This is a genomic window from Sphingobium sp. EP60837, from assembly GCF_001658005.1.
In the GTDB taxonomy this organism is placed as follows: Bacteria; Pseudomonadota; Alphaproteobacteria; order Sphingomonadales; family Sphingomonadaceae; genus Sphingobium; species Sphingobium tyrosinilyticum.
On sequence record NZ_CP015986.1, the window covers coordinates 659,980 to 685,120 of the forward strand.

The following is a 25,141-nucleotide window of genomic DNA, read 5'->3' on the forward strand; positions in this document are numbered from 1 at the left end:
AGAATCTATGCCTCGGCGGGCCGTGAGTCCACAGCAGGATCAGCGGCATCCCCGCCAGCCGAAAGCGCCCCGTTCCGCCTGATCCAGATGAAAATGATCGCGATGCGCGGCGTTATAGTCCGGCGAGAGGACGGTTGCGAAAAATTGGCAGGCACCTTTGCGGACGCGCCGGAGGAAATCGGCATCCTTGCCCCCACCGCTCCAGTCCGCTGCAACACTGATCCGTCGGCCATCTGCGAGGGTAAAGCCGCTAATGTCGATCGCATCGGCCGTCGCATGTTCGCTGAAGTCACCCTGCGGACGGCCATATAACCGCCGGCAACTGTAGGCGCCGAAATGGTTGATGGACCTCACCGCCTGCCCGAAGGTCTGCTGCGCGGCGGGCTGCACCACATGCCATTCCCATAGTTTGAGCGCGGCGACCACCGGACAGGACGGCGCGACCACGGCGGGAGATAAGCGCGCGCTGCCTTCTTGGGACTTCAGCCGGACCGCATCGCTGTAACGGCATTGGCCGCTGCCACCGGGTTCGACCGGCGTATAGGCTATGCCCGCACGCTTCAGCAAAGCGCGGCAGCGGTCCGGCTCATGGGTCAGGGCGGCGAGCTTTCGCCCGGTGAAAAGGCCGACGGGCTGGGCCAGGTCGAGGTCGGTCCACGGAAGGTGCTGCGACCCCTGTCGCACATAACCATAGCCGATCAGCGCAAGGATCAGGAAAGCGGCAAGCAGCACAAGCCTGCGTAGGATGAGGTGGATCCGGCGCATGGCCTAACCACGCTGTACGCGGTCCATCGGTTCCGATGTTATGGGATAGCCAAGATGGTCAGGGATGCAGAGATGACACTCCCCGCCCCGCTCCTCCACCCAAGGGCAGACCTTCTCCACAGGGAAAGAGGCCGCATGCGCCGACATAGCGTCGAAGCTGTCGAACAAAGCAAGACGTTCGAGATTGCGCCGGGTCGGGAAGATGATCCGGCCGCCACCCGCATCGCACAGGTCGATCGTGTCCTGCGCGCTCTTCCAGAACAGCCGGACATTTTCGGTCGCATCGACGCTGGCATCCTGCCCTTCCGGCGCGCGGACCAGATAGAAGCGCGTGTCATAGACTCGCATAGCCATTTCCGCGCCCCCCGGATGCCAGCGGCTGAACGGCATCAACTGATCCAGCGCGAGGTCCAGCCGATGCGATTGGAGGATCGCCGAAAGGCTGACGCCCCGTAGCAGCGCGTCCCGCATCTCGTACGCCTGTGCGGGGTCAAGCGGCGTCGAGAAACCGATCGCAAGACCGCTTTCCTCCAGCGTCTCGCGGATCGCGGCGATACGCGCCGCCGTCTCCTCAAGCGGGCCCGTCCCGCTCATCGCCTCCGCCAGATCGCGGTCCGCCTGATCGATCGCGCCGCCGGGGAAGACCAACGCTCCCGCCGCGAACGCCATGGTTCCGGCGCGCTCCATCATCAGGATCTGCGCTGGTCCGTCCGCCATGTCACGAACGATGACGGCTGTTGCAGCGGAACGGCTTTCAATGCTGGGGGTCGCCATGAAGCCGCCATAAGCGGCGAGGATAGTGGCGGTAAAGTCTTTCCGGATCACTCCCATGATGGAGGGAGTGGTGGAGCCGAGGGGGATCGAACCCCTGACCTCGTCATTGCGAACGACGCGCTCTCCCAGCTGAGCTACGGCCCCGGAGGAGCGCTGCCTATAAGCGAGCGCCGATGCCCTTGCAACGGTCTTTTTGCGCGAAAATTGTCTGTCTCGGGGCCGCGTGGGCCTGTCGCCGGGCCGGTGCAAAGCACGGATGTTACCAGCACGTAACGTCCGGAACGAACACCCTCAATGCTCATTGGTGATGCAACGGCCACAGGCCGTAGCAACAGCAGTCAAGGAGACAGACGATGGGCTATCAAGGTGGACGTCGTTACGGAGACTATGACAGGATCCGGGGCGATTGGGATCGCGGGACGGATCGCTATCGCGGGCAGCGCGACTGGCGGGACGACCGCAGCTATCGCTACGGGACGCGTGGTCAATTCGGCGGGCCGGAGGCGCGGCGCGCGCCAGAAGCCTATGATCCGGAGGAACGCGGCTTCTTCGATAGAGCGGGAGATGAAATCCGCAGCTGGTTCGGTGATGAGGAAGCCGAGCGCAGGCGCGAATATGACGAATATTATAACCGTCCCTATGGCGACCCGCGCGATGAGAGCAGCCGGATCGGCTTCGCGTCGGCATCACGCAGCAACCAATATCTCCCGAACCGGGGCTATGCCCCCTTCACCGGCGAACGCAGCGGCTTTGGCAGCGAAGACCATGGCAACCGCATCCGCTCTTATGGGCCGACCCATGATTATGGGGCGCATCATGACGCCAACTATTATGCGTGGCGCCAGGAGCGGATTAATGAACTGGATCGGGACTATGCCGAATATCAACGCGAGCATCGCGATCGGTTCAACAGCGAGTTCGGCAGCTGGCGCAGTCGTCGCACCGAACAGCGCCAGGCGGTGCAGCAGGTGCACGACCATATGGAAGTCGTCGGCAGCGACGGTGAGCATATCGGAACGGTCGATCGCCTGAGCGGCGACCGCATCATCCTTACGAAAACCGACCAGGATGCTGGCGGCGTTCATCATTCCGTGCCGTCTTCGTGGATCAAATCGGTCGATGAACAGCGGGTGACGCTGGAAAAGACCGCTGACGAAGCCCATGCCGCCTGGCGGACCGAAAGCGAGCAAAATGCCTTGTTCGGCCAGGGACGCGAAAGCGGCGGATGGGGTTCCGGCAATGAGTCCGCAGCCAACAGGTCGCGGGATTATAATCGCGATCGGTGATCTGAGTTGGCAACCACATCAAAAGGGGCTCGGCACTGCCGGGCCCCTTCCTTTTCAGCCACCTCTCGGCTCTATCCGCAGCAGCAGGGCGCCCTCTGCCACCTGCTGCCCTTCCGCGGTGGCAAGTTCGGCCACGACACCGTCAAAAGGTGCGGTCAGGCCATGCTCCATTTTCATGGCCTCCACTGCGACGAGTTTCTGCCCCTTTGCGACAAGCGCGCCCTTTTCGACATTCACGACTGTGACCCGCCCGGGCATGGGCGAACGGATAACACCGTCGGAAGCAGCGCTGCCCTGAGCAGCACGGGTGTCAGCCAAAGCTAAGACATAAGTTTCGCCCTCCTGCTGGACCAGGATTCGGCCGTCGCTCAGCCGTCTGCCATGCGCAGCATGCTCATTCGGAACGCCCTCCATATCGAGATTTGCGCTGTCGGTCTGGCCATCGACAGTCAGTGCCATTCGGGTCTGATGCGGGCCATTCAGCCTGACGCCGCGCAACGCTGGAGGGACTAAATCGAGCCACGGCGCGGCAAGCATCCCGGCCAGCTCACCCAATTTTTGCAACGGGGGCTTGGCCGCAAGCCGCTCAATATGCTGGGCGATGTAGCCGGTATCTGCTGAACCACGACGGAAATCCTCATTCAGCAAGCGCGCAAGAAATCCGGCATTGGTCTTGACCGGCCATGTCTCCACCGACGCGCAAAGCGCACGCAGCCGGTTGATGGCTTCATCCCGATCGGCGGCATGGCAGATCAGCTTTGCGATCATGGGGTCGTAAAAGGGGCTGACGGCGTCGTCTTGCGCAACTGCTTGCTCAACCCGATCGCCGTCCTCAGCCTTCAGCGAGAAAATCTCGAGCTTGCCGGTACTGGGGAGGAAATTATTGGCCGGATCCTCTGCATAAAGCCGCGCCTCTATCGCATGGCCATTGATTGCAAGCTCCTCCTGCTTCCGCGGCAACGCCTCACCGCTGGCCACGCGCAACTGCCATTCGACCAGATCGACGCCGGTGATCTCTTCCGTAACCGGATGCTCGACCTGCAGCCGCGTGTTCATCTCCATGAACCAGATGCGGTCCGCACGGAGGCCCTGACTCGCATCGGCGATGAACTCGACCGTGCCCGCCCCGACATAGGCCACCGCCCGCGCAGCGCGGACGGCCGCAGCGCAGATCGCTTCGCGCGTAGCAGGATCCATGCCACGCGCTGGCGCCTCTTCGATCACTTTCTGGTGTCGGCGTTGCAGCGAACAATCGCGCTCGAACAGATGGACGATGTTGCCATGGCTATCGCCGAACAGCTGCACTTCGATATGGCGGGGCGACAGGACATATTTCTCAATCAGCACCCGGTCGTCTCCAAAGGCGGACTGCGCCTCGCGGCGGCAGGACCGCAGCGCCTCGGCGAAGTCGGCGGCCTTGTCCACACGCCGCATGCCCTTGCCGCCACCGCCCGCCACGGCCTTAATCAACACGGGATAGCCGATCGCGTCGGCTTCAGCTTTCAACCTGTCGGGATCTTGATCATCGCCGAGATAGCCGGGCGTTACCGGCACCCCGGCATCCGCCATCAGCCGCTTGGCCGCGTCCTTCATCCCCATGGCGGCGATGCTGGCAGGGTTCGGCCCGACCCATATCAGCCTCGCATCGATGACCGCCTGCGCGAACGCCGCATTTTCCGAAAGGAAGCCGTATCCCGGGTGAATTGCGTCTGCGCCCGAAGCCTGGGCGGCGGCGATGATCCGGTCGCCTACGAGGTAGGATTCCGATGGCGGCGAAGGACCGATATGAACAGCCTCATCGGCTTCGCGCACATGCAGCGCCTTGGCATCGGCGTCGGAATAGACTGCCACCGTCCTGATCCCCAGCCGCCGGGCGGTACGGATGATGCGGCAGGCGATCTCCCCGCGATTGGCGATGAGCAGCGACCCGATCACATGCGGAACAGCCCGAAGCGGGGCGCCTCCTCAACCGGCGCATTGAGAGCGGCGGCGAAGGCCAGCCCCAGCACATCGCGTGTTTGTGCCAGATCGATCACGCCGTCGTCCCATAATCGTGCGGTGGCATAATAGGGGTTGCCTTCATCCTCATATTTTCGGCGGATCGGCGCCTTGAACGCCTCGGCCTCTTCCGCCGTCCATTTCGCGGCGTCCCGGTGAACGGTCGCCAGCACGCTCGCCGCCTGCTCCCCGCCCATCACCGATATGCGGCTGTTGGGCCAGCTGAACAGGAAACGGGGGCCATAGGCGCGGCCGCACATGCCGTAATTGCCCGCTCCGAAACTGCCGCCGATCAGCAGCGTGATCTTGGGGACACTGGCGGTCGCAACGGCGGTGACCAGCTTTGCGCCATGCTTGGCGATCCCTTCCGCTTCATATTTGCCGCCGACCATGAAGCCGGAGATATTCTGCAGGAACAGCAGCGGAATGCGGCGTTGGCAGGCTAGTTCGATGAAATGAGCCCCCTTCAGTGCGCTTTCGCTGAACAGCACGCCATTATTCGCGAGGATGGCCACCGGCATGCCCCAGATATGGGCGAAGCCGCAGACCAGGGTGGCGCCATAAAGCGCCTTGAATTCATGAAATTCGCTACCATCCACGATGCGGGCAATGACTTCCCGCACATCATAGGGCGCGCGCACATCCTGCGGGATGACGCCATAGAGCTGCCCGGCATCATATTTGGGCGGCTTGGGCTCGCGCAGGTTGACGCCGCTTCCTGCGGCGGGCGCAAGCGTCGAGAGAATATCGCGTACGATGGTGAGCGCGTGCGCATCGCTTTCGGCGACATGATCCACCACGCCGGAGCGGCGGCCATGCACCTCCGCGCCGCCCAGATCCTCGGCGCTGATCACCTCCCCTGTCGCAGCTTGCACCAGCGGCGGGCCAGCGAGGAAGATCGTTCCCTGATCGCGCACGATCACGGTTTCGTCCGACATGGCCGGAACATAGGCGCCGCCTGCGGTGCAACTGCCCATGACGCAGGCGATCTGGGCGATCCCGCGCGCCGACATTTGCGCCTGGTTGTAGAAAATGCGGCCGAAATGCTCGCGGTCGGGGAAGACCTCCGCCTGATTGGGCAGGTTCGCACCGCCGCTGTCCACCAGATAGATGCAGGGCAAACGGTTTTCGAGCGCGACCTCCTGCGCCCGTAAATGCTTTTTCACGGTGAGCGGGTAATAGGTCCCGCCCTTCACGGTGGCGTCATTGCAGACGATCATCGCCTGCCTGCCGGATACGCGGCCTATGCCTGTGATCAACCCGGCGCCGGGCACTTCGTCATGATAAAGGCCATTGGCGGCCAGTTGCCCCAGTTCCAGAAACGGGCTGCCGGGGTCCAGCAGCCTTTCTACCCGATCCCTTGGCAGCAGTTTGCCGCGTGCCATGTGCCTGTCTCGCGCCGCCTGCGATCCGCCGAGCGCTGCGTGGGCGACCCGGTCGCGCAGTTCAGAAACCAGCGCGCGGTTATGCGCATCATTGGCGCGGAAGCTGTCGCTTTCGATCGATAGCTGGCTGTCGATAACGGGTGCGCTCACAGGCTTGCGCTCCATGGCCCGGCAGTGCGAGAGCGCAGGACCAGCATATCCTTGAGGCCGTTCATGCCCACCATTCTGCTCCTCGTCATTTCCAACCTGTTCATGACCGTTGCCTGGTATTGGCACCTGAAGGGCGGGATGGAAAAACCCATCCTGTTGGTCATCCTCATCAGCTGGGGCATCGCCTTCGTCGAATATTGCTTTGCCGTACCCGCCAATCGCGTCGGCTTTGCCAGCGGCTGGAGCGCAGGACAGCTGAAGATCGCGCAAGAGGCGATTGCCTTGATCGTTTTCGGAGGCTTCATGGTGACGGTGCTGGGAGAACCACTCCACTGGCGCCATCTCGCCGCCTTCCTCTGCATCATGGCCGCGGTCGGGTTCCTGTTCATCGGCCGCACCTGATTCATGCTCCGATCAACTCGCGCCCGATCAGCATCCGGCGAATCTCATTGGTTCCCGCCCCGATGTCGAGCAGCTTGGCGTCGCGCATGAAGCGTTCGACCGGCCAGTCCTTCGTATAGCCCGCGCCGCCTAGCGCCTGGACGGCCTCCAACGCCACCTTCACCGCATTTTCGCTGGCCAGCAATATCGCGCCCGCCGCGTCGAAACGGGTCGTCTTGCCCCGGTCGCAAGCGCGGGCGACGGCATAGACATAGGCGCGCGCGGAATTCAGCGCGACATACATGTCCGCAACCTTGGCCTGCATCAACTGAAAGGCGCCGATCGGCTTGCCAAACTGCTGACGCTCGCGGACATAAGGAAGCACGACGTCGAGGCATGCCTGCATGATGCCGAGTTGGATGCCGGACAGCACAGCCCGCTCATAATCGAGGCCGGACATAAGGATGGCTACGCCGCCATTGAGCGAGCCCATGATATTTTCGGCGGGCACTTCGCAGTCATCGAAGACCAGTTCCGCAGTGGGTGAACCGCGCATGCCGACCTTGTCGATCTTCTGCCCGATGGAGAAACCCTTGAACCCCTTCTCGATCAGGAAGGCCGTGACGCCGCGAGGCCCTTCGTCCGTGCGCGCATAGACGACCAGCGTGTCGGCCTCGGGCGCGTTGGTAATCCAGAATTTTGTACCATTCAGCGCATAACGATCGCCCTTGCGGTCGGCGCGCAGCTTCATGGAAAGGACGTCCGATCCTGCTCCGGCCTCGGACATGGCAAGCGCGCCCACATGCTCGCCGGAAATCAGCCGGGGCAGGTAGCGGGCCTTTTGTTCGGCGGACGCCCAACGCCGGATCTGATTGATGCAGAGGTTGGAGTGCGCGCCATAGCTAAGACCTATGGAGGCGGATGCCCGCGCCACTTCCTCCTGCGCGACCACATGTTCCAGATAGCCGAGGCCGAGACCGCCATCTTCCTGATCGACCGTGACGCCATGCAGTCCAAGAGCGCCCATTTCAGGCCAAAGGTCGCGCGGAAACCAATCCTTGGCATCAATCTCGCTGGCCAGCGGCGCGATGCGGTTGCTCGCGAAACGGGCCGTTGCTTCCCGGATCATGTCGGCATCGTCGCCCAGCGCGAAATCGAAGTCGGTCATCGCCATCCTCTCTGCCCCTATCCTATCGTCGATGAACCCTCAGGAAAAATTGAAACGGACAGGATAAGTGTATAGTTTCCATCTATGATCGAGCGCTATCTGCTTCGCTATTTTCTGGCCGTTATCGACCAGGGCAATTTCTCGCGCGCTGCCGCCCATTGCCATGTGTCGCAACCGACCTTGTCCACCGGCATTGCGAAGCTGGAGCAGATGACGGGCGCCGCCCTGTTCATGCGCAACAATCAGCGGGTGGAACTGACGGCGGCAGGCACGCGGCTGATGAACCATGCGCGGCGGATCGAGCGCGAGTTCAACCTCGCGGAACAAGCTGTAGCTAAGGAGCCGGGCGGCGCTCCGCTGCGCATCGGCGTTCTCAACAGCATAGCGGGGGATGTTATCGCGCGAGCGATGGTCCTGACGGGGCTGGATACGGGCATCATGGTCGAATTGCTGCCGGGCAATGAGCGGGAGCTGCTCGCGCGCCTCGACAGCGGACGGATTGATGTTGCGCTGACGCTGGTGCGGGGGGACAAGAGCGAAGCGATCATTGATGACGGCTATGGCGTCGCTCTGTCGGCTACGCATCGGCTGGCAGGCCGGGACGAGATCGCGGCGGAAGAACTGGCGTCGGATCCGATGATCGTGCGGAGACATTGCGAGGCGCTGTCCGCGACCAGCCGCCACTTCGTCGCATGCGGCGTACGGCCGCACTTCGCCTTCCGATCCACCAATGACGAACGAGTGATGCAGATGGTAGCGGCCGGTTTGGGCGTAACGGTGATGCCCATGTCCTATCGGTGGCCCGGCATGGCGCGCGCCAGGCTGAAGGATTTTGAGCTGCGGCGTAGCATCGGCCTTCTGTACGGGGCACGCGCCGAGAATATGAGCGGAGAGGCTGCGGCGATAATATCAGCTATCGCGCAGGCGCTGCGGGAGGCTCACGCTCAAGGGATTAGAAGCGAAGAGTCGCCATAGGAATAGAAGCGATAGCCGGTCGCGATGGCGTGGGCATAGGCCGCTTGCATCCGATCACGCCCCATCAACGCGCTCACAAGCATGAACAGGGTGGAACGCGGCAGATGGAAGTTGGTCATGAGTCCGTCGATCGCGCGGAAGCGATAGCCGGGCGTGATGAAGATACGGGTTTCGTCCGCGAAGGGCCGAATGACGCCATCCTCGCTACAGGCGCTTTCCAATAGGCGCAGGCTGGTTGTGCCCACCGCGATCAGGCGACCGCCCTTCTGCCGGGCCGCATTCAACCGTTCCGCCGCCGCCTGGTCGATGCGTCCCCACTCGGCATGCATGCGGTGATCGTCAGTATCGTCTGCCTTGACCGGCAGGAAAGTGCCCGCGCCGACGTGGAGCGTCAGTGTTTCCGAAGCGACGCCTGCCGCGTTCAGTGCAGCCATCAACTCCGGAGTGAAGTGCAGCGCCGCCGTGGGGGCCGCTACGGCCCCGTCTTCCCTGGCGAACATGGTCTGATAGTCGCTGCGGTCCCGCGCGTCCGTCGGCCGCTTGCTGGCGATATAGGGAGGCAAGGGCATGCGGCCTGCCCTTTCCAGGAGCAGTTCCACCGGCTCCTCGCCTTCGAAGCTAAGCGTGACGCCGCCATCCTCGTCACGCGGCCCGGCGAGCGCCGTAACGCCCTCGCCGAAGTCGATCTGGTCGCCGTCCCGCACACGCTTGGCGTTGCGCAAGAAGGCCTGCCACTGGCGCAAGCCGAGGCGCTTGTGGAGCGTTGCGCCAATCTTGGCCTCGCCCCGCCTGCCCTCAAGCTGGGCGGGAATGACCTTGGTATCGTTGAAGACCAGAACGTCCCCTGCGCACAGCAGAGCCGGGAGATCGCGAACGCTATGATCCTCAAACGGCGCGTCGCCCGAAACGAGCAGCAACCGGGCGGAATCGCGAGGGGATGCGGGCCGGAGCGCGATGCTCTCCGGCGGAAGATCAAAGTCAAATAGATCTACGCGCATATGGGCGCCGTCCTGCGGTGACGAGCAGTGCGGCTCGGCCTTACTTCTTCTTCCCCACCGTCTTCTTGGGCGCAGGGGCAGGCGCTACGATCGAAGGCGGAGGTGGGGGAGGCAGCGCCGTCACGGGTGCCTTGCCGTCACTTTCAATCGACGCCTGCAGGATCGTCGATGGATTGGCGGGCGGCTCACCCGGCGTGATCGCATCGACATATTGCATGCCTTCGATCACGCGGCCGAAAACCGTATATTTTTTGTCCAGCTGCATGCGGGGCAGCAAGACGATGAAGAATTGGCTGTTCGCGCTGTTTTCATCCTGAGCGCGCGCCATCGAAACAGTGCCGCGCAGATGCGGCATGGGATTGAATTCAGCCTGCAGATCAGGGAGCGTGGAACCGCCAGTGCCATCACCCTTCGGATCACCGCCCTGCGCCATGAAGCCAGGGATCACGCGATGGAATTTCAGACCGTTGTAAAAGCCCTGCCGCGTCAGTTGCTTGATGCGTTCGACATGGTTGGGCGCGATGTCCGGGCGCAACTGAATACGCACGCGGCCACCGCTCGACAGATCAAGGTCCCACACATTCTGCGGATCGACCGGCACGGTCGCAGGCGGCAGCTTAGTCGCCGGGTCCTGCCCCAATGTTTTTGCATTCTGTTCGGCGCGGGCGGCAGCCTCTTCCTTCTTCATCTCTTCGGCCTTGCCGCCACCGCCGCCCTGGGCAAGCGCCACGCCGCCGGACGCATAGAGAGCGACAGTGATCGCCACGGTCTTGAACGCCGAACTGAAGCGCATGGATAAGCTTTCCCTGATATCTAAGCCTGGTGGCGAAGCTGCCCTGATAGCGCGCTCTTCGCGATTGGCAACTGAACGAAGGCTGAGCGGCCTTAACTAGCCGCCCTTCTGGCCGATCAATGCGACCCGGGCAACCACCTCATCCCGCACGCGGGGGCTGACGAACTTGTCGATCGGCCCGCCATAAAGGGCGATTTCCTTCACCAGGCGCGAGGCGATCGGCTGCAGCGAAACGTCGGCCATCAGGAACGCGGTTTCTACCCGATGATTGATTTGCCGATTCATGCCGGTGAGCTGATATTCATATTCAAAGTCGGTGACGCCCCGGATGCCGCGGATTACGACCTTGGCGCCCTGCGATTCGGCAAAGTCCATCAGAAGCGAGTTAAAGCCGGTCACGACGATATCCGCGTCGATATCGGCACATTCGCGGCGAACCATCTCCAGCCGTTCCTCGTCAGAGAACATGGGCGACTTAGCGATGTTGGTGGTGACCCCGATCACCAGCTTATCGACCAACTTCGCGCCGCGGCGGATGATGTCCATGTGCCCCAAAGTGATCGGGTCGAACGTGCCGGGATAGACCCCCACCCTCTGCCTGCTCATGCCTTACCGGTCCCTTTCCACGATATAGTCTGCGATCGCCCGCAGCAGATCGGCCTCCCCGCCGAACCCATGAAGATGCGCCTTGGCCTGGTCGACAAGCATCCGCGCCTGCTCGCGCGCGCGTTCGATACCAAGCAGAGAGACGAAGGTTTCCTTGCCCGCCGCCGCATCCTTGCCCAGCGCCTTGCCCGCGATGTCGGCATCACCTTCCACATCGAGCAAATCGTCCGCGATCTGAAAAGCCAGGCCGATGTCGCGCGCATAGCCGTGCAGACTGACACGCGCCTCGGGCGGGATGCGCGCCATGATGGCGGCGGCATCGACGCAAAAGCCGATGAGGGCCCCAGTCTTGAGCTGTTGAAGCCGTGTGACCGTGGCAAGGTCGAAACTCGCATTTTCCGCCACCAGATCCATCATCTGCCCGCCCGCCATGCCAGCCGGGCCGCTTGACAGGGCAAGCGCCTTCACCAACTCAACCCGGACGAAGGGATCGGGGTGCGTTTCCTCGTCAGCCAGCACTTCGAAGGCGAGGTCGTGCAAACAGTCGCCAGCAAGGATGGCGGTCGCCTCGTCAAACGCCTTGTGGATCGTCGGCTTGCCACGGCGCAGATCGTCATCATCCATTGCAGGCAGATCGTCGTGCACCAGCGAATAGACATGGATGCATTCCACCGCGAGCCCAACTCGCAGCACGGATTCGCGGGAGATATTGAACAGGTCGCCAGCCGCCTGGACGAGCAACGGCCGCAGTCGTTTGCCACCGCCTATCGCGGCATGGCGCATCGCCTCATAAAGGCGCGCGCGCGGATCGGCAGGGACGGACAGCAGCAGATCGAAGGCATGATCCACATCGGCGGCAACCGCAGCCGCGCGGGCAGCTATCAGCGCCTTGCCGGAGGCGACGCCCTCCATGACCGCCGCGCTCAATCGGCGCCGAACGGCTGTGCGCCAGTCACAGCGCCGGCGGGATCGATCGTCAGCTTCTGAATGCGGGCCTCCGCCGCCTGCAGCCGTTCAAGACAGCGCTTCCGCAATTCCTCACCCTGCGCATAGAGCGAGATGGATTCATCGAGCGGAACATCGCCGCTTTCCAGCCTGCGAACGATCGACTCGAGTGCGCGCAGCGCATCCTCAAACGACAATTGGGACAAATCGCCCTGCTCAGTCTTGCTGTCCTCGGCCATGTGTCCTGCATTGGCGGGGCCTGCAAGCCTGGTCAAGTCCGCACCGTGAAACGGGCATGATTCCTTCCCCTTGCGTCACGAAAACGCCATGAAAGACGTCAAGAGGCTGGCGGAATTTCGGCAGTTTTGCGTTGACGCTTGCACCGCCAAGTGCACATAGAAGGACCGCTATGAAATATTATCTCCCCCTGATTTCCGCCATGGCTCTCAGCCTCCTTTCCGCGTGCAACAATAATGACGAACCCGAAGTCGTGGGCGGCCCCGCCGACCCGATGGCCGAAAAGCTCGCAAATGCAGCGCCGATCGAACTGCCGCCTTCGGTGAAGGAAAGCCATCAATATCGCTGCAAGGACAACAGCCTCATTTTCGTCGATTTCATGAGCGACGACAAAACGGCCAACCTGCGCACTGAAAAGAATGGATCGCCCACGAAGCTGGTCGCAGCAGAGCCGGGGAAGCCCTTCACTGCCGACGGCGGCTACTCCGTCGAGGGCGGCGGCAAGCAGATCACCGCGACCCTGCCCGGCAAGAGCGCGCTTAGCTGCAAGGCCTGAGCCCTCCGCCTTTTCCCTTCGCGGGCCGGGCCTCCCCCTGGAGCGCCCGGCCCTTTTATATGTATCAGGAGCGAGCGAATTCAGGCTCGCCAGCCTCTACCGGATCGGGCCCGAAGCGATTGGGACCGCGCGTCCCGCTCATGATGAAGAAGACCAGCAGGACCAGGCTGCCGATCAGCGGAAAGAAGATGATGAGCAGCCAGAAGCCGCTGCGATCGCTGTCGTGCAAGCGGCGCACTGCGACTGCGAGCCAGGGGATGAGAATCGCCAGGCCAAACAGCCCAGTAAGTGGCCCGCCGCGGGTGCGGTAGCCGCTGTCGAACCACCAGGGGCCATGGCGCGCCCAATGTTCGGTGGTGCTGAGGCCGAGCAGCCCTTCAACGATGGCAATCGCAATAAAGCAGAGCAGCAGGAACAGGATGAACATCCAATATTCCTTCGGCCGCGACCGTCCGGAAAAGCGGGCGTAGCGGCGCAGCGGCAACAGCATCCATTCCATCGTCTGCGTCTCCCTGCCCGGGGGCTGAACGCATATAAATAGCATGTTTTCCCGACTTGCGCTGGCCAAGGATTGTCTATCCGCCGCGCCCCGGCTAAAGGCGCGCTCATGTCGACCGCAGCCACCCAGATCACCCCGGAAATCGTCGCCGAACATGGCCTTTCGCCGGAAGAATATGACCGCGTTCTGAACGCCCTCGGCCGAGAGCCGAATCTGACGGAACTCGGCATCTTCTCGGTCATGTGGTCGGAGCATTGCTCCTATAAATCCAGCCGCATTCACCTGAAGAAGCTGCCCACCGAGGGCCCACAGGTGATTTGCGGCCCCGGCGAAAATGCAGGCGTCGTCGATATCGGCGATGGGCAGGCGGCGATCTTCAAGATGGAGAGCCACAACCACCCCAGCTACATCGAACCCTATCAGGGCGCGGCAACGGGCGTGGGCGGCATCCTGCGCGACGTCTTCACCATGGGCGCGCGTCCGGTGGCGAACATGAACGCGCTGCGTTTCGGACGGCCTGATCATCCGAAGATGAAGCATCTCATCAGCGGCGTGGTGCATGGCATCGGCGGCTACGGCAATTGCGTGGGCGTACCGACCGTGGGCGGCGAGGTAAATTTCCACCCGGCCTATGACGGCAATATTCTCGTCAACGCAATGACCGTGGGCGTCGCGGACACCCACAAGATCTTTTATTCCGCGGCGTCGGGCATCGGCAATCCGATCGTCTATGTCGGGTCGAAGACCGGCCGGGATGGCATCCATGGCGCGACCATGGCCTCCGCAGACTTCGGCGATGATGCCGATGCCAAGCGCCCGACCGTGCAGGTCGGCGATCCGTTCACCGAGAAGCTGCTGATCGAAGCCTGCCTTGAACTCATGGCATCCGACGCGATCGTCGCCATCCAGGATATGGGCGCGGCGGGCCTTACCTCCTCTTCGGTGGAGATGGCATCGAAGGGCGGCGTGGGCATCCAACTCAACATGGATGACGTGCCGCAGCGCGAAACCGGCATGACGGCCTATGAAATGATGCTGTCGGAAAGCCAGGAGCGGATGCTCATGGTGCTCAAGCCCGGCCGCGAAGCCTTTGCCGAAGCCATTTTCCATAAATGGGAACTGGACTTCGCGGTGATCGGCCATGTGACGGATACCGGCCGCATGGTGCTGATTCACAAGGGCGAGACGGTGTGCGACATCCCGCTCGCGCCGCTGGCCGACGATGCGCCGCTCTACGACCGTCCGGCGATGCCGAAGGACGAATATAAGGCGTGGTCGGGCGTCAAGCCGCTGGGCCAGATCGCCGAAAGCGCGGACATTGGCGCGGATCTCATCAAGCTGATGGGTTCGCCAGACATCGCCTCACGCCGCTGGATCTGGGAGCAATATGACCACATGGTCGGCGCAGATACGGTGCAGCGCCCCGGTGGTGACGCAGCCGTCGTTCGCGTCCATGGCACGCAAAAGGGCATTGCGATCAGCACCGACTGTACGCCCCGCTATTGCTATGCCGACCCCTATGAAGGCGGCAAGCAGGCGATCGCGGAATGCTATCGCAACATCAGCGCCGTTGGCGCGACCCCGCTCGCCGTCACCAACTGTCTGAACTTCGCCAATCCGCAGCGGCCGGAAATCATGGCGCAGTTCACCGGCTGCCTTGAAGGCATGGGCGACGCCTGCCGCGCGCTCGACTTCCCGATCGTGTCGGGCAATGTCAGCCTCTACAATGAGTCCAAGGCGACTGGCGGTGGATCGGCGATCCTGCCCACCCCCGCGATCGGTGGCATTGGCCTCCTCCAGAATATCGACGTGATGGCGACCGTGGCCTTCAAGAATGAAGGCGACGCGATCTGGGTCATTGGCGGCGAGGGTTCACATCTGGGCCAGTCGATCTGGCTGCGTGAGATCGCCGGTCGGGAAGCGGGCGACGCGCCGAAGGTCGATCTCGCGGCGGAGCGTGCCAATGCCGAAGCGGTGCGGGCCCTGATCGCAGACGGCAAGGTCAATGCGGTGCATGACATTTCGGATGGCGGTCTGCTGGTCGCCGTGACGGAAATGGCGCTGGCCGGCAGCATCGGCGCCGAACTGAGCGTGCAACTGACGACCGCGAGCGCCTTTGGCGAGGACCAGGGCCGCTATGTCGTTGCGGCAGCACAGGGCGTCGAAATCCCCGGCGCTGTGCGGATCGGTACGGCCGGCGGTGACAAGGTGGCGGGCGTGGCGCTCGATGCGTTGCGCTCTGCGCATGAGGGCTTCTTCCCGGCTCTGATGGACGCAGAACTGTAAGGGGACCAACGCCGCCGTCATGCTGGACCAGGTTCGGCATGGCGGAATTCGTCAAACGTCTGGCCGGGTGATTCTGCCGAAGAGCAGTTGGTAAATGTCGTCGCCGCCCGCTTCGTCGAAGGCCGCCATCACTTGGCGCAAGTCTTTCGGAGCGAGGGGCTGCCTTCCCTCACTCGGTACCACCGCACCAATCCCCTTAAGGTGCCGCACCAGCCCCCGCGCGCTGCTGCTGGAAAGCAGAAATTCCTCGTCAAAAGCGAAGGCATCTTCATAGCGCGCCAATATCGTGCGAAGCTTTGCCAAGTCAGGATAGACCGGCACTCCAGCCACGTGCCCGCATTCCTCATGTGCCTGCCGCCACCGCGCAAAGCTCCCTTCCCCCATGGTCGAGAAGATCAGACTTCCGCCCGGCCGCAGCAGCCGGGTCAACCGCTCCAGCGCCTCTGGCAGATTATCGAACCACTGAAAGGCGAGGTTGGAGAGGATGAGGTCGAACCACTCCCCCTCGAAGGGAGGCGCTTCGCCATCCATGGTGAAAAACGTGCCCGCAACGAAGGCGCCTTTCGCCGTTCGCGCAAGCATGTCGGGTGAAAGGTCTGTGACAACCAGTTCCGCGCCGGGCCATCGCGCCTGGATGTGCCGCGTCAACAGACCGGTGCCGCACCCGATCTCCAAAATGCGCTCCACGCCTGTGGATTTCTGCCGCTGGGCCAGGTCGGCGACCAGCGCCGCAGCCGCACGTTGCGGCCCGGCATGGTCGTCATAATGATTTGCCGCCGCGCCGAAGGCATCGCTTATCCGTTGCTTGCGGCCGCTGTTCATGGCTAGTCGCATGACAGAGCGCTGCCCGCTTTGCCAGTATCTTTGAGGAACGCCCGCTGCATGACTGCTCCTTCGTCCCGTATTGCCGCCATGGACGTGCTGCGCGGCTGCGCGGTGATGGGCATATTGTGGATGAACATCACCGCCTTCGCCCTGCCGCAAACCGCCTATTTTAACCCGGCGGCGGTAGGACCACTGTCATGGGCCGACAAGCTGTTCTGGCTGGTCAGCTTCCTCTTCTTCGACGGCAAGATGCGCGCGCTGTTTTCCATGCTTTTCGGCGCATCGATGCTGCTGCTGATCGACCGTGAGGAGATGGCGGGCCGCAGCGGCCGCCGCGCCCAGATCATACGGGCGGCCTGGTTGTTCGTCTTCGGCCTCGCTCATTATCTGCTGCTCTGGTGGGGCGACATTTTGATGACCTATGCGGTGGTCGGGCTGGCCGCGTTAATGTTCATCCGGCAGGAGCCGCTCTCGCTGCTGAAATGGGCGTTCCTGTGCTTTCTCGCTCATTTTCTGATCTGCGCCGCCTTCATCGTCAGCCTTTATGGCTGGGCCCACGCCGCTGCTGCCCCGGGTGCGGCAGAGAGCATCCGCGAAGGCTTCGCGCAATTCACCGGCCCTTTCATCAATCCCGACGATCCCGCCATCCACCAGGAAATCGCGACCTATCGCAGCGGTTTCGGGGCGATCGTCGCGCATCATCTAAATCTTTATGCCAGCGAATGGTGGTGGACATTCCTGTTCACGGCTTTTGACACATTGGGCTTCATGCTGATGGGCATGGCCATGCTGAAGGGCGGGTTCCTCGCGGGACGGTGGGATGCGGAACAATATCGGCGCACTGCCCGGCACTGTTTTCTGATCGGCTTGCCGCCGATGGCGGCGCTCGCTGCGTGGCTTATGCTGCGTGATTTTCCAGCGCTTCCCGCCCTGGGCACGGCGCTCGCATGGTCCTTTCCTTTCCGGATTCCGCTGGCCGTCGGTTGGGCTGCGCTCATCTTGTGGGTGCTGGCGCTGAATAAGGAACGGCGCGTAATGATGGCGATCGCGCGCACAGGGCGGCTGGCGCTCAGCAACTATTTGGGCACCAGCCTAATCATGTGCGCTGTCTTTTACGGGTGGGGTCTGGGGCTTTTCGCGCAACTGCGCCCTGCCGAACTGCCGCTGCTGGTGATCTGCACATGGCTGGCCATGCTGGTCTGGTCCACCGCTTGGCTATCGCGATTCGCGGTCGGGCCGGCGGAGTGGCTGTGGCGCAGCGTCGCCCGAGGAAAAACGCAAAAGATTCGCAACAGCATCTGATATTCTATTGCGACCCATTATCATCTAGGCTATTTCTCGAGTCCAGGGAGAGCCTCATGGTCGTCTGTGTCTGTAATGCCATTCGCGAAAAGGATCTGAAGGAAGCCGTGCGCGGCGGTGCCGACACGCCCTGTAGCGCCTACGCCCGGCTGGGCCGTCGCCCCAAATGCGGTCAATGCGTTCCCTTCGCCCGCACGATCATTGCCGCTGAGCGAGCTACCGCCTGACACTATTGCGGATCAGCCGCAATCATATGACCCCGCCAATCGCAAAGCCGACGCAATAGCGAGCCGCAGAAATGGCGGATTTCCGAGGCTTTCGGATTAACATAGCGACGAAATAGGCTATAGTTACGGCTTCATTCCAATAAGCCGGAGCAATGCGCCATGAAGGGCGATTCCAAGGTCATCGATTATCTGAACGAGGTCCTCAAGAATGAGCTGACCGCGATCAACCAATATTTCCTGCACTATCGCATGCTCAATCATTGGGGCATCGAGAAGTTGGCCAAGTTCGAATATGAAGAATCCATCGATGAGATGAAGCACGCCGACAAGGTGGCTGAGCGCATCCTTTTCCTGGACGGCTTGCCCAATTTCCAGCTGCTCGGCCGGCTGAAAATCGGCGAGACGGTCGAAGAGGTTCTGAAGGCAGACCTTGAGCTGGAATATGAAGCGCTGCCGGTCCTCAAGGACGCCATCGCGCATTGCGAGACGGTACGCGACTATGTGAGCCGCGACCTGTTCCAGTCGATCCTCGAAAGCGAGGAGGAGCATGTCGATACGCTGGAAACCCAGTTCGAGATGATCGAACGCATGGGCATCCAGAATTATATCCAGCTGCAGAGCAAGGCAGCCGAAGATTGATCAGCCGGGCGGGGTAGCGCATCCGGCCGCGCCCCGCCCCTTCCATCAAATCAGCGAATCGAGCAAACCGATCAGCGGCAGGTCCGCTGGCGGCATTTCCAGCGCGTACATCTGGCTGGGCCTCACCCATTTCAACTCAGTCGCGTGTCGCGCTTCGGGCAGGCCCTGCCATTTGCGACAGACGTAGAGCAACAGGAGCAAATGCCGATCGCCCAGCGCTTCGCTGGCGAAAGCCGCTGGCGCGAGGCAACTGGCGTGGGTGCGGATGCCCAGTTCTTCCTCCAGTTCCCGAATCAAAGCGGATTCCGGCGTTTCATCCGTTTCCACCTTGCCGCCGGGAAATTCCCAAAGCCCGGCCATCGCCTTTCCCGGCGGGCGTTGCTGCAGCAGCACGCGCCCATCGGCATCGACCAGGGCAGCGGCGACCACCAGCAGCGGAGAAATTATCGTCATATCGATCCAGCAAAGGGGTTTGTTAACTCTGGCTCTTTTACAAGGCCAAGCGGGGCTGTCTGCAACAAATGGTGGTGGCATGCGCGGGTTGATCGAAAGCATATCCCGGTTGGGACTGCTGCAATGTCAGCGGGGGGCTACCGCAGTTGAATATGGGCTGATCCTGGCGCTGATCTGCCTCGCCATGATCGCTGCGCTGTCGAACGTCGCGAACAAGACGATCGGCATGTGGAACAATGTCGCGACGGAAGTTCTCGCGCATTAACCATCAATATCTGACACTTTCGGTGCTCTATTAAATCTTTGTCAACCTAACCCACATAAACCGTCCATTGCTGACCTAATTCGAAGCGGGGCGGCCGGGTAGTAATCGGGAACATACGTCAAGGAGACTTCAAATGCAGTTCGTGCGTAAGATGCTGAAGAACGAAAAGGGTGCAACGGCCATCGAATACGGCCTGATCGCGGCTCTGATCGCCGTCGCCGCCATCGGCGCGATGACCAGCCTCGGCGGCAAGCTGGGCAACACCTTCAACAATGTCGGCGGCAACCTGAAGTAAGGTCCACGTCATTGCGAAAGAAAGGCGGCGGAAGCAATTCCGCCGCCTTTTCTTTTGCATCTCCTCCCAAGCGAGGGCAGCCGCCGTCCGCTAAATGATGATCTTCACCCGCTGGCCGGGGCGCAGCACGCTTTGTGCAGTCAGGGAATTGAGTGTGAGGAAGCGATCCAACTGATAATTGGGATAGGCCATGCGCTGGCTGAGTGACTGTACGGTGTCGCCGGACTTGACGGTGACGACGCTGATGCGCCGCGGCTTGATTGCGGCAGCTTCCTGCGGCGAGAGGCGCTGAACGGACTGCACCATAGAGGAAAAGGGGCCGATGCCCTGCCCTGCCGCAGTCAGCAGGAGAAAATGATAGGCCTTCCCGCCGCCGAAATCATAGGCGAACACTGTCGCATCAACTTGGCTCGACTGGGTACTCGCCCGGATCGTGCGCCAGGCTGCAGGGATGCCATTTACAGTAGTGCGCCGCACTTCCCCTTCGGGCACGCGGCTGTTGCTGCCGCCCAGCTTGGCAAAGACGGAATTGATATAGGCAGATAAATCCCCTGAATAGGAGGCGCCGCCAAACTGTGCCTGCCCGCCTGATCCCGACACGGACACAGCGTCAGCGGCATTTTCCATGCCGAAGCCGGAAGGTGCGGTGAAGGACAGGCGCAGGTCGGGATGACGGAAACGGCTTCCCTCGATGACGCCCTGTCGCGGGTCGTCGCCATAGAGCACGCCATCCAGCGCCGTCAGAAACGCTTCCTTGTTACGTGCGCCGGAAGTCCCCCTCTGCCCTGCGGCATTACGCGCGGCGCGGCCGACGCGGGACCCGGGGTCAGGGTGCGTGCTCGCCCACTCTGGCACCGAACGGGCATTGCCCGTCACGCGCGCATCTAGACTGCTTTGAGCGGCGAGGGACGCGAGCATGGTCGAAAGAGCGCGCGGGTCATAACCGCCGGCCGCAAGGTAGCGGATGCCGAGATCATCTGCCTCATATTCCTGTGAACGGGAGAATTTGAGCGTCAGCAACTGACTGCCCGTACCGATTCCCTTCTGCAGCAGCCCCGCGAAAGACGAATCGCCGAGCAAAGCGCCAGTCAGCACCTGTAGCAGCGTGCCGCCGATCGCGTTGCGCTGCGCCGCCTGCTGCCGCCGCTGTCCATGCTGGGCCGCCACATGGCCTATTTCATGACCCAGCACGCCCGCCAGTTCCGCCTCGTCATTCATCAGCGCCATGAGCTGGCGCGTCACATAGACATAGCCGCCCGGGATCGCGAAGGCGTTATTGACCGGTGAGTTCAGCAGAGTGACCGTGAAGTCGCTCTGCGCATTGGAGAGGCCGGACTGCACCGCAATGCGGCGGCCAACCGTCTCCACATATTTCGCCTGAGGCCCGGCATAAGCCCCGCCAAATTCATTGAGCAGTTGCGGATGCTGTTTCGCTCCGCTCGCCTTGTCCTGCGCGCTGATCGATGAGACTGTCCGGATCGCACGCTGCTGACCCAGCACCGCCGGCGCGGCAAGAGCGGCGGCCATGCCCGTCGCGCCGCAAATCCATGCAATTCCCTTGTTCATGCCTCCTCCCACATGCTCAGCCTGTTACCAGCACGTAACGAGATTGGCAGGCGCATGTTCCCAACGGCCGGGAAGTTCAGGCTCCGATCGCGAGGAACTTGTCGGCGCGGTCAGTCCGCAGGTCTTGGGGGCTGAGGCCGGTGAGCAAGTCCAGTTCTTCACCAATCGCCGCACCCAGATTGGCGATTGCCTGCACCGGCTCACGATGCGCGCCACCGGTGGGTTCGGGCACGATCCGATCGATGACGCCCAGCCCCTTCAGATGCTGCGCCGTCACCTGCATGGCCGTGGCGGCATCGCTCGCCTTGTCGGCCGTCCGCCAGAGAATGGATGCGCAGCCTTCGGGCGAGATGACCGAATAGACCGCATGTTCGAACATCAACACGCGGTTCGCCGCCGCCAGCGCGACCGCGCCGCCAGAACCACCTTCGCCCACCACGGCCGCGACCATTGGCACGCCCAGGGCAAGGCACTGCTCGGTTGAGCGGGCAATAGCTTCCGCCTGGCCGCGCTCCTCGGCCTGCACGCCGGGGAACGCTCCGGATGTATCGACCAAAGTCACCACCGGCAGGCCGAAACGGTCCGCCAACTGCATCAGGCGGATGGCTTTGCGATAGCCTTCGGGCTTGGCCATGCCGAAATTGTGACGGACGCGGCTGGCGGTGTCGTCGCCCTTTTCATGGCCGATCACCATGATGCGCCGTTCGCCCAGCGTCGCCAGACCACCGATGATCGCCTGGTCGTCGGAAAAGGCGCGGTCACCGGCCAGCGGCATGAAATTGTCAAACATGCCCGCCACATAGTCCTTGAAATGCGGGCGGTCGGGATGGCGCGCAACCTGCGTCTTCTGCCAAGGCGTCAGCTTGGCATAGGTGTCCACCAGCATCTTGGCGGCGCGCTGCTCGAGCTTGTCGATCTCGCCGCCGATGTCGATATCGCCAGCGCTGGCCGTCGCGCGCAATTCGATGACGCGCGCCTCAAGCTCAGCGATAGGCTTTTCAAATTCCAGAAAGCTAACCATGGGCGACGGCGTTAGGGCGCAGATGCCTCGTCGTCAACGAAACGATGGCGCATCGTTGCCAGTGGATGGCGGCTGTTGACCAGTTCGACCAGCCTGCGGCTATCGACATGGGTGTAGATTTGCGTTGTCCCGATATCGGCATGCCCCAGCATGGACTGGAGCGCGCGCAGATCCGCCCCGCCTTCCAGCAAATGGGAGGCGAAGGCGTGCCGTAACACATGGGGGCTCACCCGTTCCGGCGCGATGCCTGCCGCCGCGGCGAGTTGCTTCACCATCTGATACAGGCGGATGCGACTGACATGGCTCTTGCCCGACGGGAAAAGCCAGGGACTGTCGGCGGGCACATGGGCAAGCCAGGCGGCGACGGCCGCCCGTGCGCGATCGGAAATGGGCACCAGCCTTTCCCGCGCACCCTTGCCTTTCAGGATGAGGAACGGCCGGTCGGCGGCCAGCGCACGACGCGGCAAGGACATCAGTTCGGTGGCTCGTAGGCCCGACCCATAAAGCAGTTCGATGAGCGCAGAGAGTCGCAGGTCGAGAGGCGCGGGATGCTCCACGGCCAACTTTTGTTCGATCAGGGCGAAGAGGGAATCGACTTCCTGCGCCGACAATATCTTGGGTAGCGGCCGCCGCGTCACAGGGCGCGGCAGTGCGGAAGATGGATTGTCCGCCCTTAGTCCTTCTTCCTCCAGAAAGCCGTAAAAGGCCCGAAGCGCCGAAGCCTTCCGCGCGACCGAGGAAGCGGCGAGTTCCGCCCATGCGGCCGCCAGCCCGGCGATCGCATCCTTCGTCGCCAGGGACAGACCGTTCAGCAGGCTTCCCGCACCCTCCAGATCGGCGCGATAGGCGAGCAAGGTGTTGCGCGATGCCCCTCGCTCGGCTGCCATCATCTCCAGAAAGCGATCGATGAGAGCGGCATCTTCTCCCATGGGCGTCAGGTCCGGCTGATTGCCTCCGCCGCGATCATGCGCGCTTCGGGATCGAGCCCGACCTGGTGCAGCGCCGCGACGATATGATAAAGATGCGTCGGTGGTAGGCGCGCCCAATCGGCAGTCTGCATGCCGACCGCCGCCAGCAACGCCACGGTCGCCTTTTCCCCACGCGAAGCAGCTTGGCCAATTGCTCGCGCCCAGCGGCTGTTGGCAGCGAGATTGAGCCCATTATCTTGCGCCAGCGATGCGACCGCCTGCGCATTGAGGCGGGCTAGACCGGCTAGACCGGCGATCAGCATCTGCCCTCTCCGGCCGCCAGCTTCTTCCGTGAAGGACGATACGCGTCCCTCGCTGATATCGACGACAGCGCTCGGCGCGCCGACCGCGAGCAGCGCCCATAGATCCCCCGCACCGTCGCCTTCGGCCTGACGCGCCACTCCGCTCCAGCGGACAGCGCTACGATCATAGCCCGCCGTCAACATGGCGGCGATGAGATTGGCGGCGTCGCGCGCCTCGACGGCGGTGATCGGCAAGGCTGCGGCAGCACGCGCGGTGGCGATCAATCCGACAAAATCAGGCCTGGCATTGTCGCGCCAAATGGTGCGCATCGCCTGCAACCGTTCTTCGGCCGACGGGCCCCGATAGGCGGTTCGCAGAGCTTCGATCCGGTCGGCGACCTCCGGAGCGGCATCGCCATCCGCACCAAGCTGGCTGTAGAAGCCGACCAGCGCCTTGTTCGAAAAGACACCCAGCCGCGCTGCAGCCTCAGCCCCCGGCAAGCGGCGAACCGCGCTCAACGCAGGCGCGCGCGCCTCCCACGCCCGTACATGCTGACCGGCGGTCGCGTAGAGCGGCTCGGGGATTTCGACGTTGAGGGCGGTCGCCAAGCCAAAGCGCCATGCCGTCAGCCGATCGACCGCGTCCCATTCGATCTTCACCGACCGCCGGGCATTGAAGCCGGTGCCGACGACCTTCTCCGCAAGTCGATAGTCGATGCCGCGAACCACCCCTCGCCGCTGCGCCTGATTGAGCGCAGCGCTGGACGAGCCCTGATCCCCGGACAAAGCAGGGCAGATGGCCCGGGTCATATCCCAGCCCGGCTCTTTGCTGTAGCGCAGCGCGCCGGCCGAAAGAGGACAAAGGCCGGCCGGGTCCGCCGTCGCAAGGTAGGTTTGCATCGCCACCGCATAGAGACGGGGCGTAAATTGATCGGAATCGACGCTTTGCACCAACAGGCGCGCGCTGTCGGCCTCGCCCATGCGAAGCAACAGCCATGCGCGCTCGGCTACCCAATCCGCGCCATTGATGTCACGCGGCGTGTCTGTGGCGGACAACAGAGCGCGGCGCAGCAGGATGGAGGCCCAGCGCGACGTGATTGGCGCGCGCGTTTCCTTCATCAGAGTTGCAAGAAAAAGACCTGATCGGCCACCAAAGGCGTCAGATCCGAAGCCGAGTTGCTCCGGCTTCAGCGGGCCTACGCGGTCCAGCGACCTATGCGCATCTTCGGGCAGGTCATATTTCTGCTTCTGCGCCGCCAGCTCTTCTTCGGACAGAGCCTCATCCGCCGCATTCATCACCGCATTGTCAGCCGGAGCCTCGACGCTCGGCGGCAATGGCTGGATCATCGGCGTAGGGCTGGCCGGACCCGTTGGCCGGGCAGGCTGCGGCCCGGAGGAAGGCGGCGCTTCGGGCGCTTCGCCGAAACCCGGCGGCAGGAGCGATTCCGGAGCTTCCTGCGCGATCACCGGCAGCGCGAGAGCGAGCGTGAGCGTACCCAGCGCCCATTTCGCATTCACCCGGCTTTGACGCATAAT

27 protein-coding genes and 1 tRNA gene are annotated in these 25,141 nt (G+C 62.7%); 10 read left to right on the forward strand and 18 right to left on the reverse strand.

Features of this window, described 5'->3' with window-relative positions:
- Positions 1-39 precede the first annotated feature (39 nt).
- The 3 genes from EP837_RS03080 to EP837_RS03090 all read right to left on the reverse strand — a co-directional run bounded on the left by EP837_RS03080 (position 40) and on the right by EP837_RS03090 (position 1,683).
- Positions 40-765: an extensin-like domain-containing protein gene (locus EP837_RS03080; RefSeq protein ID WP_066524364.1), complete on the reverse strand. Its 726-nt coding sequence runs from the start codon at positions 763-765 to the stop codon at positions 40-42.
- 3 nt (positions 766-768) lie between these two features.
- On the reverse strand, positions 769-1,590 hold the full coding sequence (locus EP837_RS03085) for an NUDIX hydrolase (RefSeq protein WP_156518374.1): 822 nt from the start codon (positions 1,588-1,590) through the stop codon (positions 769-771).
- A gap of 17 nt (positions 1,591-1,607) precedes the next feature.
- Positions 1,608-1,683, reverse strand: a tRNA-Ala gene (locus EP837_RS03090).
- 209 nt (positions 1,684-1,892) lie between these two features.
- On the opposite strand from EP837_RS03090, the gene EP837_RS03095 reads away from it, so the two are divergent.
- The gene (locus EP837_RS03095) at positions 1,893-2,825 is read left to right on the forward strand and encodes a DUF2171 domain-containing protein (protein WP_066524365.1); all 933 of its coding nucleotides are present in this window, start codon (positions 1,893-1,895) and stop codon (positions 2,823-2,825) included.
- 54 nt (positions 2,826-2,879) lie between these two features.
- Here EP837_RS03095 and EP837_RS03100 read toward each other — a convergent pair whose 3' ends face one another.
- Both EP837_RS03100 and EP837_RS03105 read right to left on the reverse strand, forming a co-directional pair.
- Positions 2,880-4,760, reverse strand: coding sequence for an acetyl/propionyl/methylcrotonyl-CoA carboxylase subunit alpha (locus EP837_RS03100; RefSeq protein ID WP_066524366.1), 1,881 nt, complete (start codon positions 4,758-4,760; stop codon positions 2,880-2,882).
- Positions 4,757-6,358 carry a carboxyl transferase domain-containing protein gene (locus tag EP837_RS03105; protein WP_066528593.1) on the reverse strand — a complete coding sequence of 534 codons (1,602 nt, stop codon included), beginning with the start codon at positions 6,356-6,358 and terminating at the stop codon, positions 4,757-4,759. Before EP837_RS03105 ends, EP837_RS03100 begins: the two co-directional genes overlap by 4 nt.
- A gap of 63 nt (positions 6,359-6,421) precedes the next feature.
- Here EP837_RS03105 and EP837_RS03110 point away from each other — a divergent pair, with 63 nt between their 5' ends.
- Positions 6,422-6,760: a DMT family protein gene (locus EP837_RS03110; protein WP_066524367.1), complete on the forward strand. Its 339-nt coding sequence runs from the start codon at positions 6,422-6,424 to the stop codon at positions 6,758-6,760.
- Between the two features lies 1 nt (position 6,761).
- On the opposite strand, the gene EP837_RS03115 is transcribed toward EP837_RS03110, so the two are convergent.
- Complete coding sequence (locus EP837_RS03115) at positions 6,762-7,907, reverse strand: isovaleryl-CoA dehydrogenase (RefSeq protein WP_066528594.1); 1,146 nt, start codon at positions 7,905-7,907, stop codon at positions 6,762-6,764.
- 84 nt (positions 7,908-7,991) lie between these two features.
- Between EP837_RS03115 and EP837_RS03120 the strand changes: the two genes are divergently transcribed.
- Positions 7,992-8,882 (forward strand): LysR family transcriptional regulator, encoded by an 891-nt coding sequence (locus EP837_RS03120; RefSeq protein WP_066524369.1) that lies wholly within the window; start codon positions 7,992-7,994, stop codon positions 8,880-8,882.
- Here the strand turns inward: EP837_RS03120 and queA are convergent.
- The 5 genes from queA to EP837_RS03145 all read right to left on the reverse strand — a co-directional run bounded on the left by queA (position 8,852) and on the right by EP837_RS03145 (position 12,463).
- Positions 8,852-9,880: a tRNA preQ1(34) S-adenosylmethionine ribosyltransferase-isomerase QueA gene (queA, locus tag EP837_RS03125; protein ID WP_066524371.1), complete on the reverse strand. Its 1,029-nt coding sequence runs from the start codon at positions 9,878-9,880 to the stop codon at positions 8,852-8,854. The genes EP837_RS03120 and queA overlap by 31 nt on opposite strands.
- Positions 9,881-9,920: 40 nt before the next feature.
- Positions 9,921-10,673 carry a peptidylprolyl isomerase gene (locus EP837_RS03130; protein WP_066524372.1) on the reverse strand — a complete coding sequence of 251 codons (753 nt, stop codon included), beginning with the start codon at positions 10,671-10,673 and terminating at the stop codon, positions 9,921-9,923.
- 96 nt (positions 10,674-10,769) lie between these two features.
- Entirely contained in the window at positions 10,770-11,279 is a 510-nt protein-coding gene (gene coaD, locus EP837_RS03135; protein WP_066524374.1) for a pantetheine-phosphate adenylyltransferase, read from the reverse strand.
- Positions 11,280-11,282: 3 nt separating this feature from the next.
- Positions 11,283-12,191 carry a polyprenyl synthetase family protein gene (locus EP837_RS03140; protein WP_066524376.1) on the reverse strand — a complete coding sequence of 303 codons (909 nt, stop codon included), beginning with the start codon at positions 12,189-12,191 and terminating at the stop codon, positions 11,283-11,285.
- An 11-nt stretch (positions 12,192-12,202) separates the two neighbouring features.
- Positions 12,203-12,463 carry an exodeoxyribonuclease VII small subunit gene (locus tag EP837_RS03145; protein WP_066524378.1) on the reverse strand — a complete coding sequence of 87 codons (261 nt, stop codon included), beginning with the start codon at positions 12,461-12,463 and terminating at the stop codon, positions 12,203-12,205.
- 170 nt (positions 12,464-12,633) lie between these two features.
- On the opposite strand from EP837_RS03145, the gene EP837_RS03150 reads away from it, so the two are divergent.
- A complete protein-coding gene (locus EP837_RS03150) occupies positions 12,634-13,017 on the forward strand; it encodes a hypothetical protein (protein ID WP_066524381.1) in 384 nt (127 codons plus the stop codon).
- Between the two features lie 64 nt (positions 13,018-13,081).
- On the opposite strand, the gene EP837_RS03155 is transcribed toward EP837_RS03150, so the two are convergent.
- The gene (locus EP837_RS03155; protein WP_066524383.1) at positions 13,082-13,516 is read right to left on the reverse strand and encodes a DUF805 domain-containing protein; all 435 of its coding nucleotides are present in this window, start codon (positions 13,514-13,516) and stop codon (positions 13,082-13,084) included.
- Positions 13,517-13,624: 108 nt separating this feature from the next.
- Between EP837_RS03155 and purL the strand changes: the two genes are divergently transcribed.
- Positions 13,625-15,802 carry a phosphoribosylformylglycinamidine synthase subunit PurL gene (gene purL / locus EP837_RS03160; protein WP_066524385.1) on the forward strand — a complete coding sequence of 726 codons (2,178 nt, stop codon included), beginning with the start codon at positions 13,625-13,627 and terminating at the stop codon, positions 15,800-15,802.
- 51 nt (positions 15,803-15,853) lie between these two features.
- On the opposite strand, the gene EP837_RS03165 is transcribed toward purL, so the two are convergent.
- Entirely contained in the window at positions 15,854-16,624 is a 771-nt protein-coding gene (locus EP837_RS03165) for a methyltransferase domain-containing protein (protein WP_066524387.1), read from the reverse strand.
- 60 nt (positions 16,625-16,684) lie between these two features.
- Here EP837_RS03165 and EP837_RS03170 point away from each other — a divergent pair, with 60 nt between their 5' ends.
- The 3 genes from EP837_RS03170 (at position 16,685) to bfr (ending at position 18,795) form a co-directional block, all read left to right on the forward strand.
- The gene (locus EP837_RS03170) at positions 16,685-17,929 is read left to right on the forward strand and encodes a DUF418 domain-containing protein (protein WP_066524389.1); all 1,245 of its coding nucleotides are present in this window, start codon (positions 16,685-16,687) and stop codon (positions 17,927-17,929) included.
- 56 nt (positions 17,930-17,985) lie between these two features.
- Entirely contained in the window at positions 17,986-18,156 is a 171-nt protein-coding gene (locus EP837_RS03175; protein WP_066524390.1) for a (2Fe-2S)-binding protein, read from the forward strand.
- Between the two features lie 159 nt (positions 18,157-18,315).
- Positions 18,316-18,795, forward strand: a complete 480-nt coding sequence (gene bfr / locus EP837_RS03180; RefSeq protein WP_066524391.1) for a bacterioferritin — start codon at positions 18,316-18,318, stop codon at positions 18,793-18,795.
- A 45-nt stretch (positions 18,796-18,840) separates the two neighbouring features.
- On the opposite strand, the gene EP837_RS03185 is transcribed toward bfr, so the two are convergent.
- Positions 18,841-19,248, reverse strand: a complete 408-nt coding sequence (locus EP837_RS03185) for a (deoxy)nucleoside triphosphate pyrophosphohydrolase (RefSeq protein ID WP_066524393.1) — start codon at positions 19,246-19,248, stop codon at positions 18,841-18,843.
- Positions 19,249-19,327: 79 nt separating this feature from the next.
- Between EP837_RS03185 and EP837_RS03190 the strand changes: the two genes are divergently transcribed.
- Together EP837_RS03190 and EP837_RS03195 are read left to right on the forward strand one after the other, a co-directional pair.
- The gene (locus EP837_RS03190) at positions 19,328-19,513 is read left to right on the forward strand and encodes a Flp family type IVb pilin (RefSeq protein ID WP_066524397.1); all 186 of its coding nucleotides are present in this window, start codon (positions 19,328-19,330) and stop codon (positions 19,511-19,513) included.
- Between the two features lie 133 nt (positions 19,514-19,646).
- A complete protein-coding gene (locus EP837_RS03195; RefSeq protein ID WP_066524400.1) occupies positions 19,647-19,808 on the forward strand; it encodes a Flp family type IVb pilin in 162 nt (53 codons plus the stop codon).
- A gap of 90 nt (positions 19,809-19,898) precedes the next feature.
- On the opposite strand, the gene EP837_RS03200 is transcribed toward EP837_RS03195, so the two are convergent.
- From EP837_RS03200 to EP837_RS03215, 4 genes are all read right to left on the reverse strand, one after another.
- Positions 19,899-21,335, reverse strand: coding sequence for a M48 family metalloprotease (locus EP837_RS03200; RefSeq protein WP_156518514.1), 1,437 nt, complete (start codon positions 21,333-21,335; stop codon positions 19,899-19,901).
- A 115-nt stretch (positions 21,336-21,450) separates the two neighbouring features.
- Complete coding sequence (locus EP837_RS03205) at positions 21,451-22,395, reverse strand: acetyl-CoA carboxylase carboxyltransferase subunit alpha (RefSeq protein WP_066524403.1); 945 nt, start codon at positions 22,393-22,395, stop codon at positions 21,451-21,453.
- A gap of 11 nt (positions 22,396-22,406) precedes the next feature.
- The gene (locus tag EP837_RS03210) at positions 22,407-23,324 is read right to left on the reverse strand and encodes a tyrosine recombinase (protein WP_066524405.1); all 918 of its coding nucleotides are present in this window, start codon (positions 23,322-23,324) and stop codon (positions 22,407-22,409) included.
- 5 nt (positions 23,325-23,329) lie between these two features.
- Positions 23,330-25,138 (reverse strand): hypothetical protein, encoded by a 1,809-nt coding sequence (locus EP837_RS03215; RefSeq protein WP_066524407.1) that lies wholly within the window; start codon positions 25,136-25,138, stop codon positions 23,330-23,332.
- Positions 25,139-25,141: the final 3 nt, after the last annotated feature.

Excerpts from the sequence above, each read along its gene's own strand:
- EP837_RS03080 (WP_066524364.1), bottom strand. The coding sequence starts at position 765 with ATGCGCCGGATCCACCTCATCCTACGCAGGCTTGTGCTGCTTGCCGCT.
- EP837_RS03095 (WP_066524365.1), top strand. The coding sequence starts at position 1,893 with ATGGGCTATCAAGGTGGACGTCGTTACGGAGACTATGACAGGATCCGG.
- EP837_RS03110 (WP_066524367.1), top strand. The coding sequence starts at position 6,422 with ATGCCCACCATTCTGCTCCTCGTCATTTCCAACCTGTTCATGACCGTT.
- EP837_RS03115 (WP_066528594.1), bottom strand. The coding sequence starts at position 7,907 with ATGACCGACTTCGATTTCGCGCTGGGCGACGATGCCGACATGATCCGG.
- EP837_RS03120 (WP_066524369.1), top strand. The coding sequence starts at position 7,992 with ATGATCGAGCGCTATCTGCTTCGCTATTTTCTGGCCGTTATCGACCAG.
- queA (WP_066524371.1), bottom strand. The coding sequence starts at position 9,880 with ATGCGCGTAGATCTATTTGACTTTGATCTTCCGCCGGAGAGCATCGCG.
- EP837_RS03130 (WP_066524372.1), bottom strand. The coding sequence starts at position 10,673 with ATGCGCTTCAGTTCGGCGTTCAAGACCGTGGCGATCACTGTCGCTCTC.
- coaD (WP_066524374.1), bottom strand. The coding sequence starts at position 11,279 with ATGAGCAGGCAGAGGGTGGGGGTCTATCCCGGCACGTTCGACCCGATC.
- EP837_RS03140 (WP_066524376.1), bottom strand. The coding sequence starts at position 12,191 with ATGGAGGGCGTCGCCTCCGGCAAGGCGCTGATAGCTGCCCGCGCGGCT.
- EP837_RS03145 (WP_066524378.1), bottom strand. The coding sequence starts at position 12,463 with ATGGCCGAGGACAGCAAGACTGAGCAGGGCGATTTGTCCCAATTGTCG.
- EP837_RS03150 (WP_066524381.1), top strand. The coding sequence starts at position 12,634 with ATGAAATATTATCTCCCCCTGATTTCCGCCATGGCTCTCAGCCTCCTT.
- EP837_RS03155 (WP_066524383.1), bottom strand. The coding sequence starts at position 13,516 with ATGGAATGGATGCTGTTGCCGCTGCGCCGCTACGCCCGCTTTTCCGGA.
- purL (WP_066524385.1), top strand. The coding sequence starts at position 13,625 with ATGTCGACCGCAGCCACCCAGATCACCCCGGAAATCGTCGCCGAACAT.
- EP837_RS03165 (WP_066524387.1), bottom strand. The coding sequence starts at position 16,624 with ATGAACAGCGGCCGCAAGCAACGGATAAGCGATGCCTTCGGCGCGGCG.
- EP837_RS03170 (WP_066524389.1), top strand. The coding sequence starts at position 16,685 with ATGACTGCTCCTTCGTCCCGTATTGCCGCCATGGACGTGCTGCGCGGC.
- EP837_RS03175 (WP_066524390.1), top strand. The coding sequence starts at position 17,986 with ATGGTCGTCTGTGTCTGTAATGCCATTCGCGAAAAGGATCTGAAGGAA.
- bfr (WP_066524391.1), top strand. The coding sequence starts at position 18,316 with ATGAAGGGCGATTCCAAGGTCATCGATTATCTGAACGAGGTCCTCAAG.
- EP837_RS03185 (WP_066524393.1), bottom strand. The coding sequence starts at position 19,248 with ATGACGATAATTTCTCCGCTGCTGGTGGTCGCCGCTGCCCTGGTCGAT.
- EP837_RS03190 (WP_066524397.1), top strand. The coding sequence starts at position 19,328 with ATGCGCGGGTTGATCGAAAGCATATCCCGGTTGGGACTGCTGCAATGT.
- EP837_RS03195 (WP_066524400.1), top strand. The coding sequence starts at position 19,647 with ATGCAGTTCGTGCGTAAGATGCTGAAGAACGAAAAGGGTGCAACGGCC.
- EP837_RS03200 (WP_156518514.1), bottom strand. The coding sequence starts at position 21,335 with ATGGCCGCCGCTCTTGCCGCGCCGGCGGTGCTGGGTCAGCAGCGTGCG.
- EP837_RS03205 (WP_066524403.1), bottom strand. The coding sequence starts at position 22,395 with ATGGTTAGCTTTCTGGAATTTGAAAAGCCTATCGCTGAGCTTGAGGCG.
- EP837_RS03210 (WP_066524405.1), bottom strand. The coding sequence starts at position 23,324 with ATGGGAGAAGATGCCGCTCTCATCGATCGCTTTCTGGAGATGATGGCA.
- EP837_RS03215 (WP_066524407.1), bottom strand. The coding sequence starts at position 25,138 with ATGCGTCAAAGCCGGGTGAATGCGAAATGGGCGCTGGGTACGCTCACG.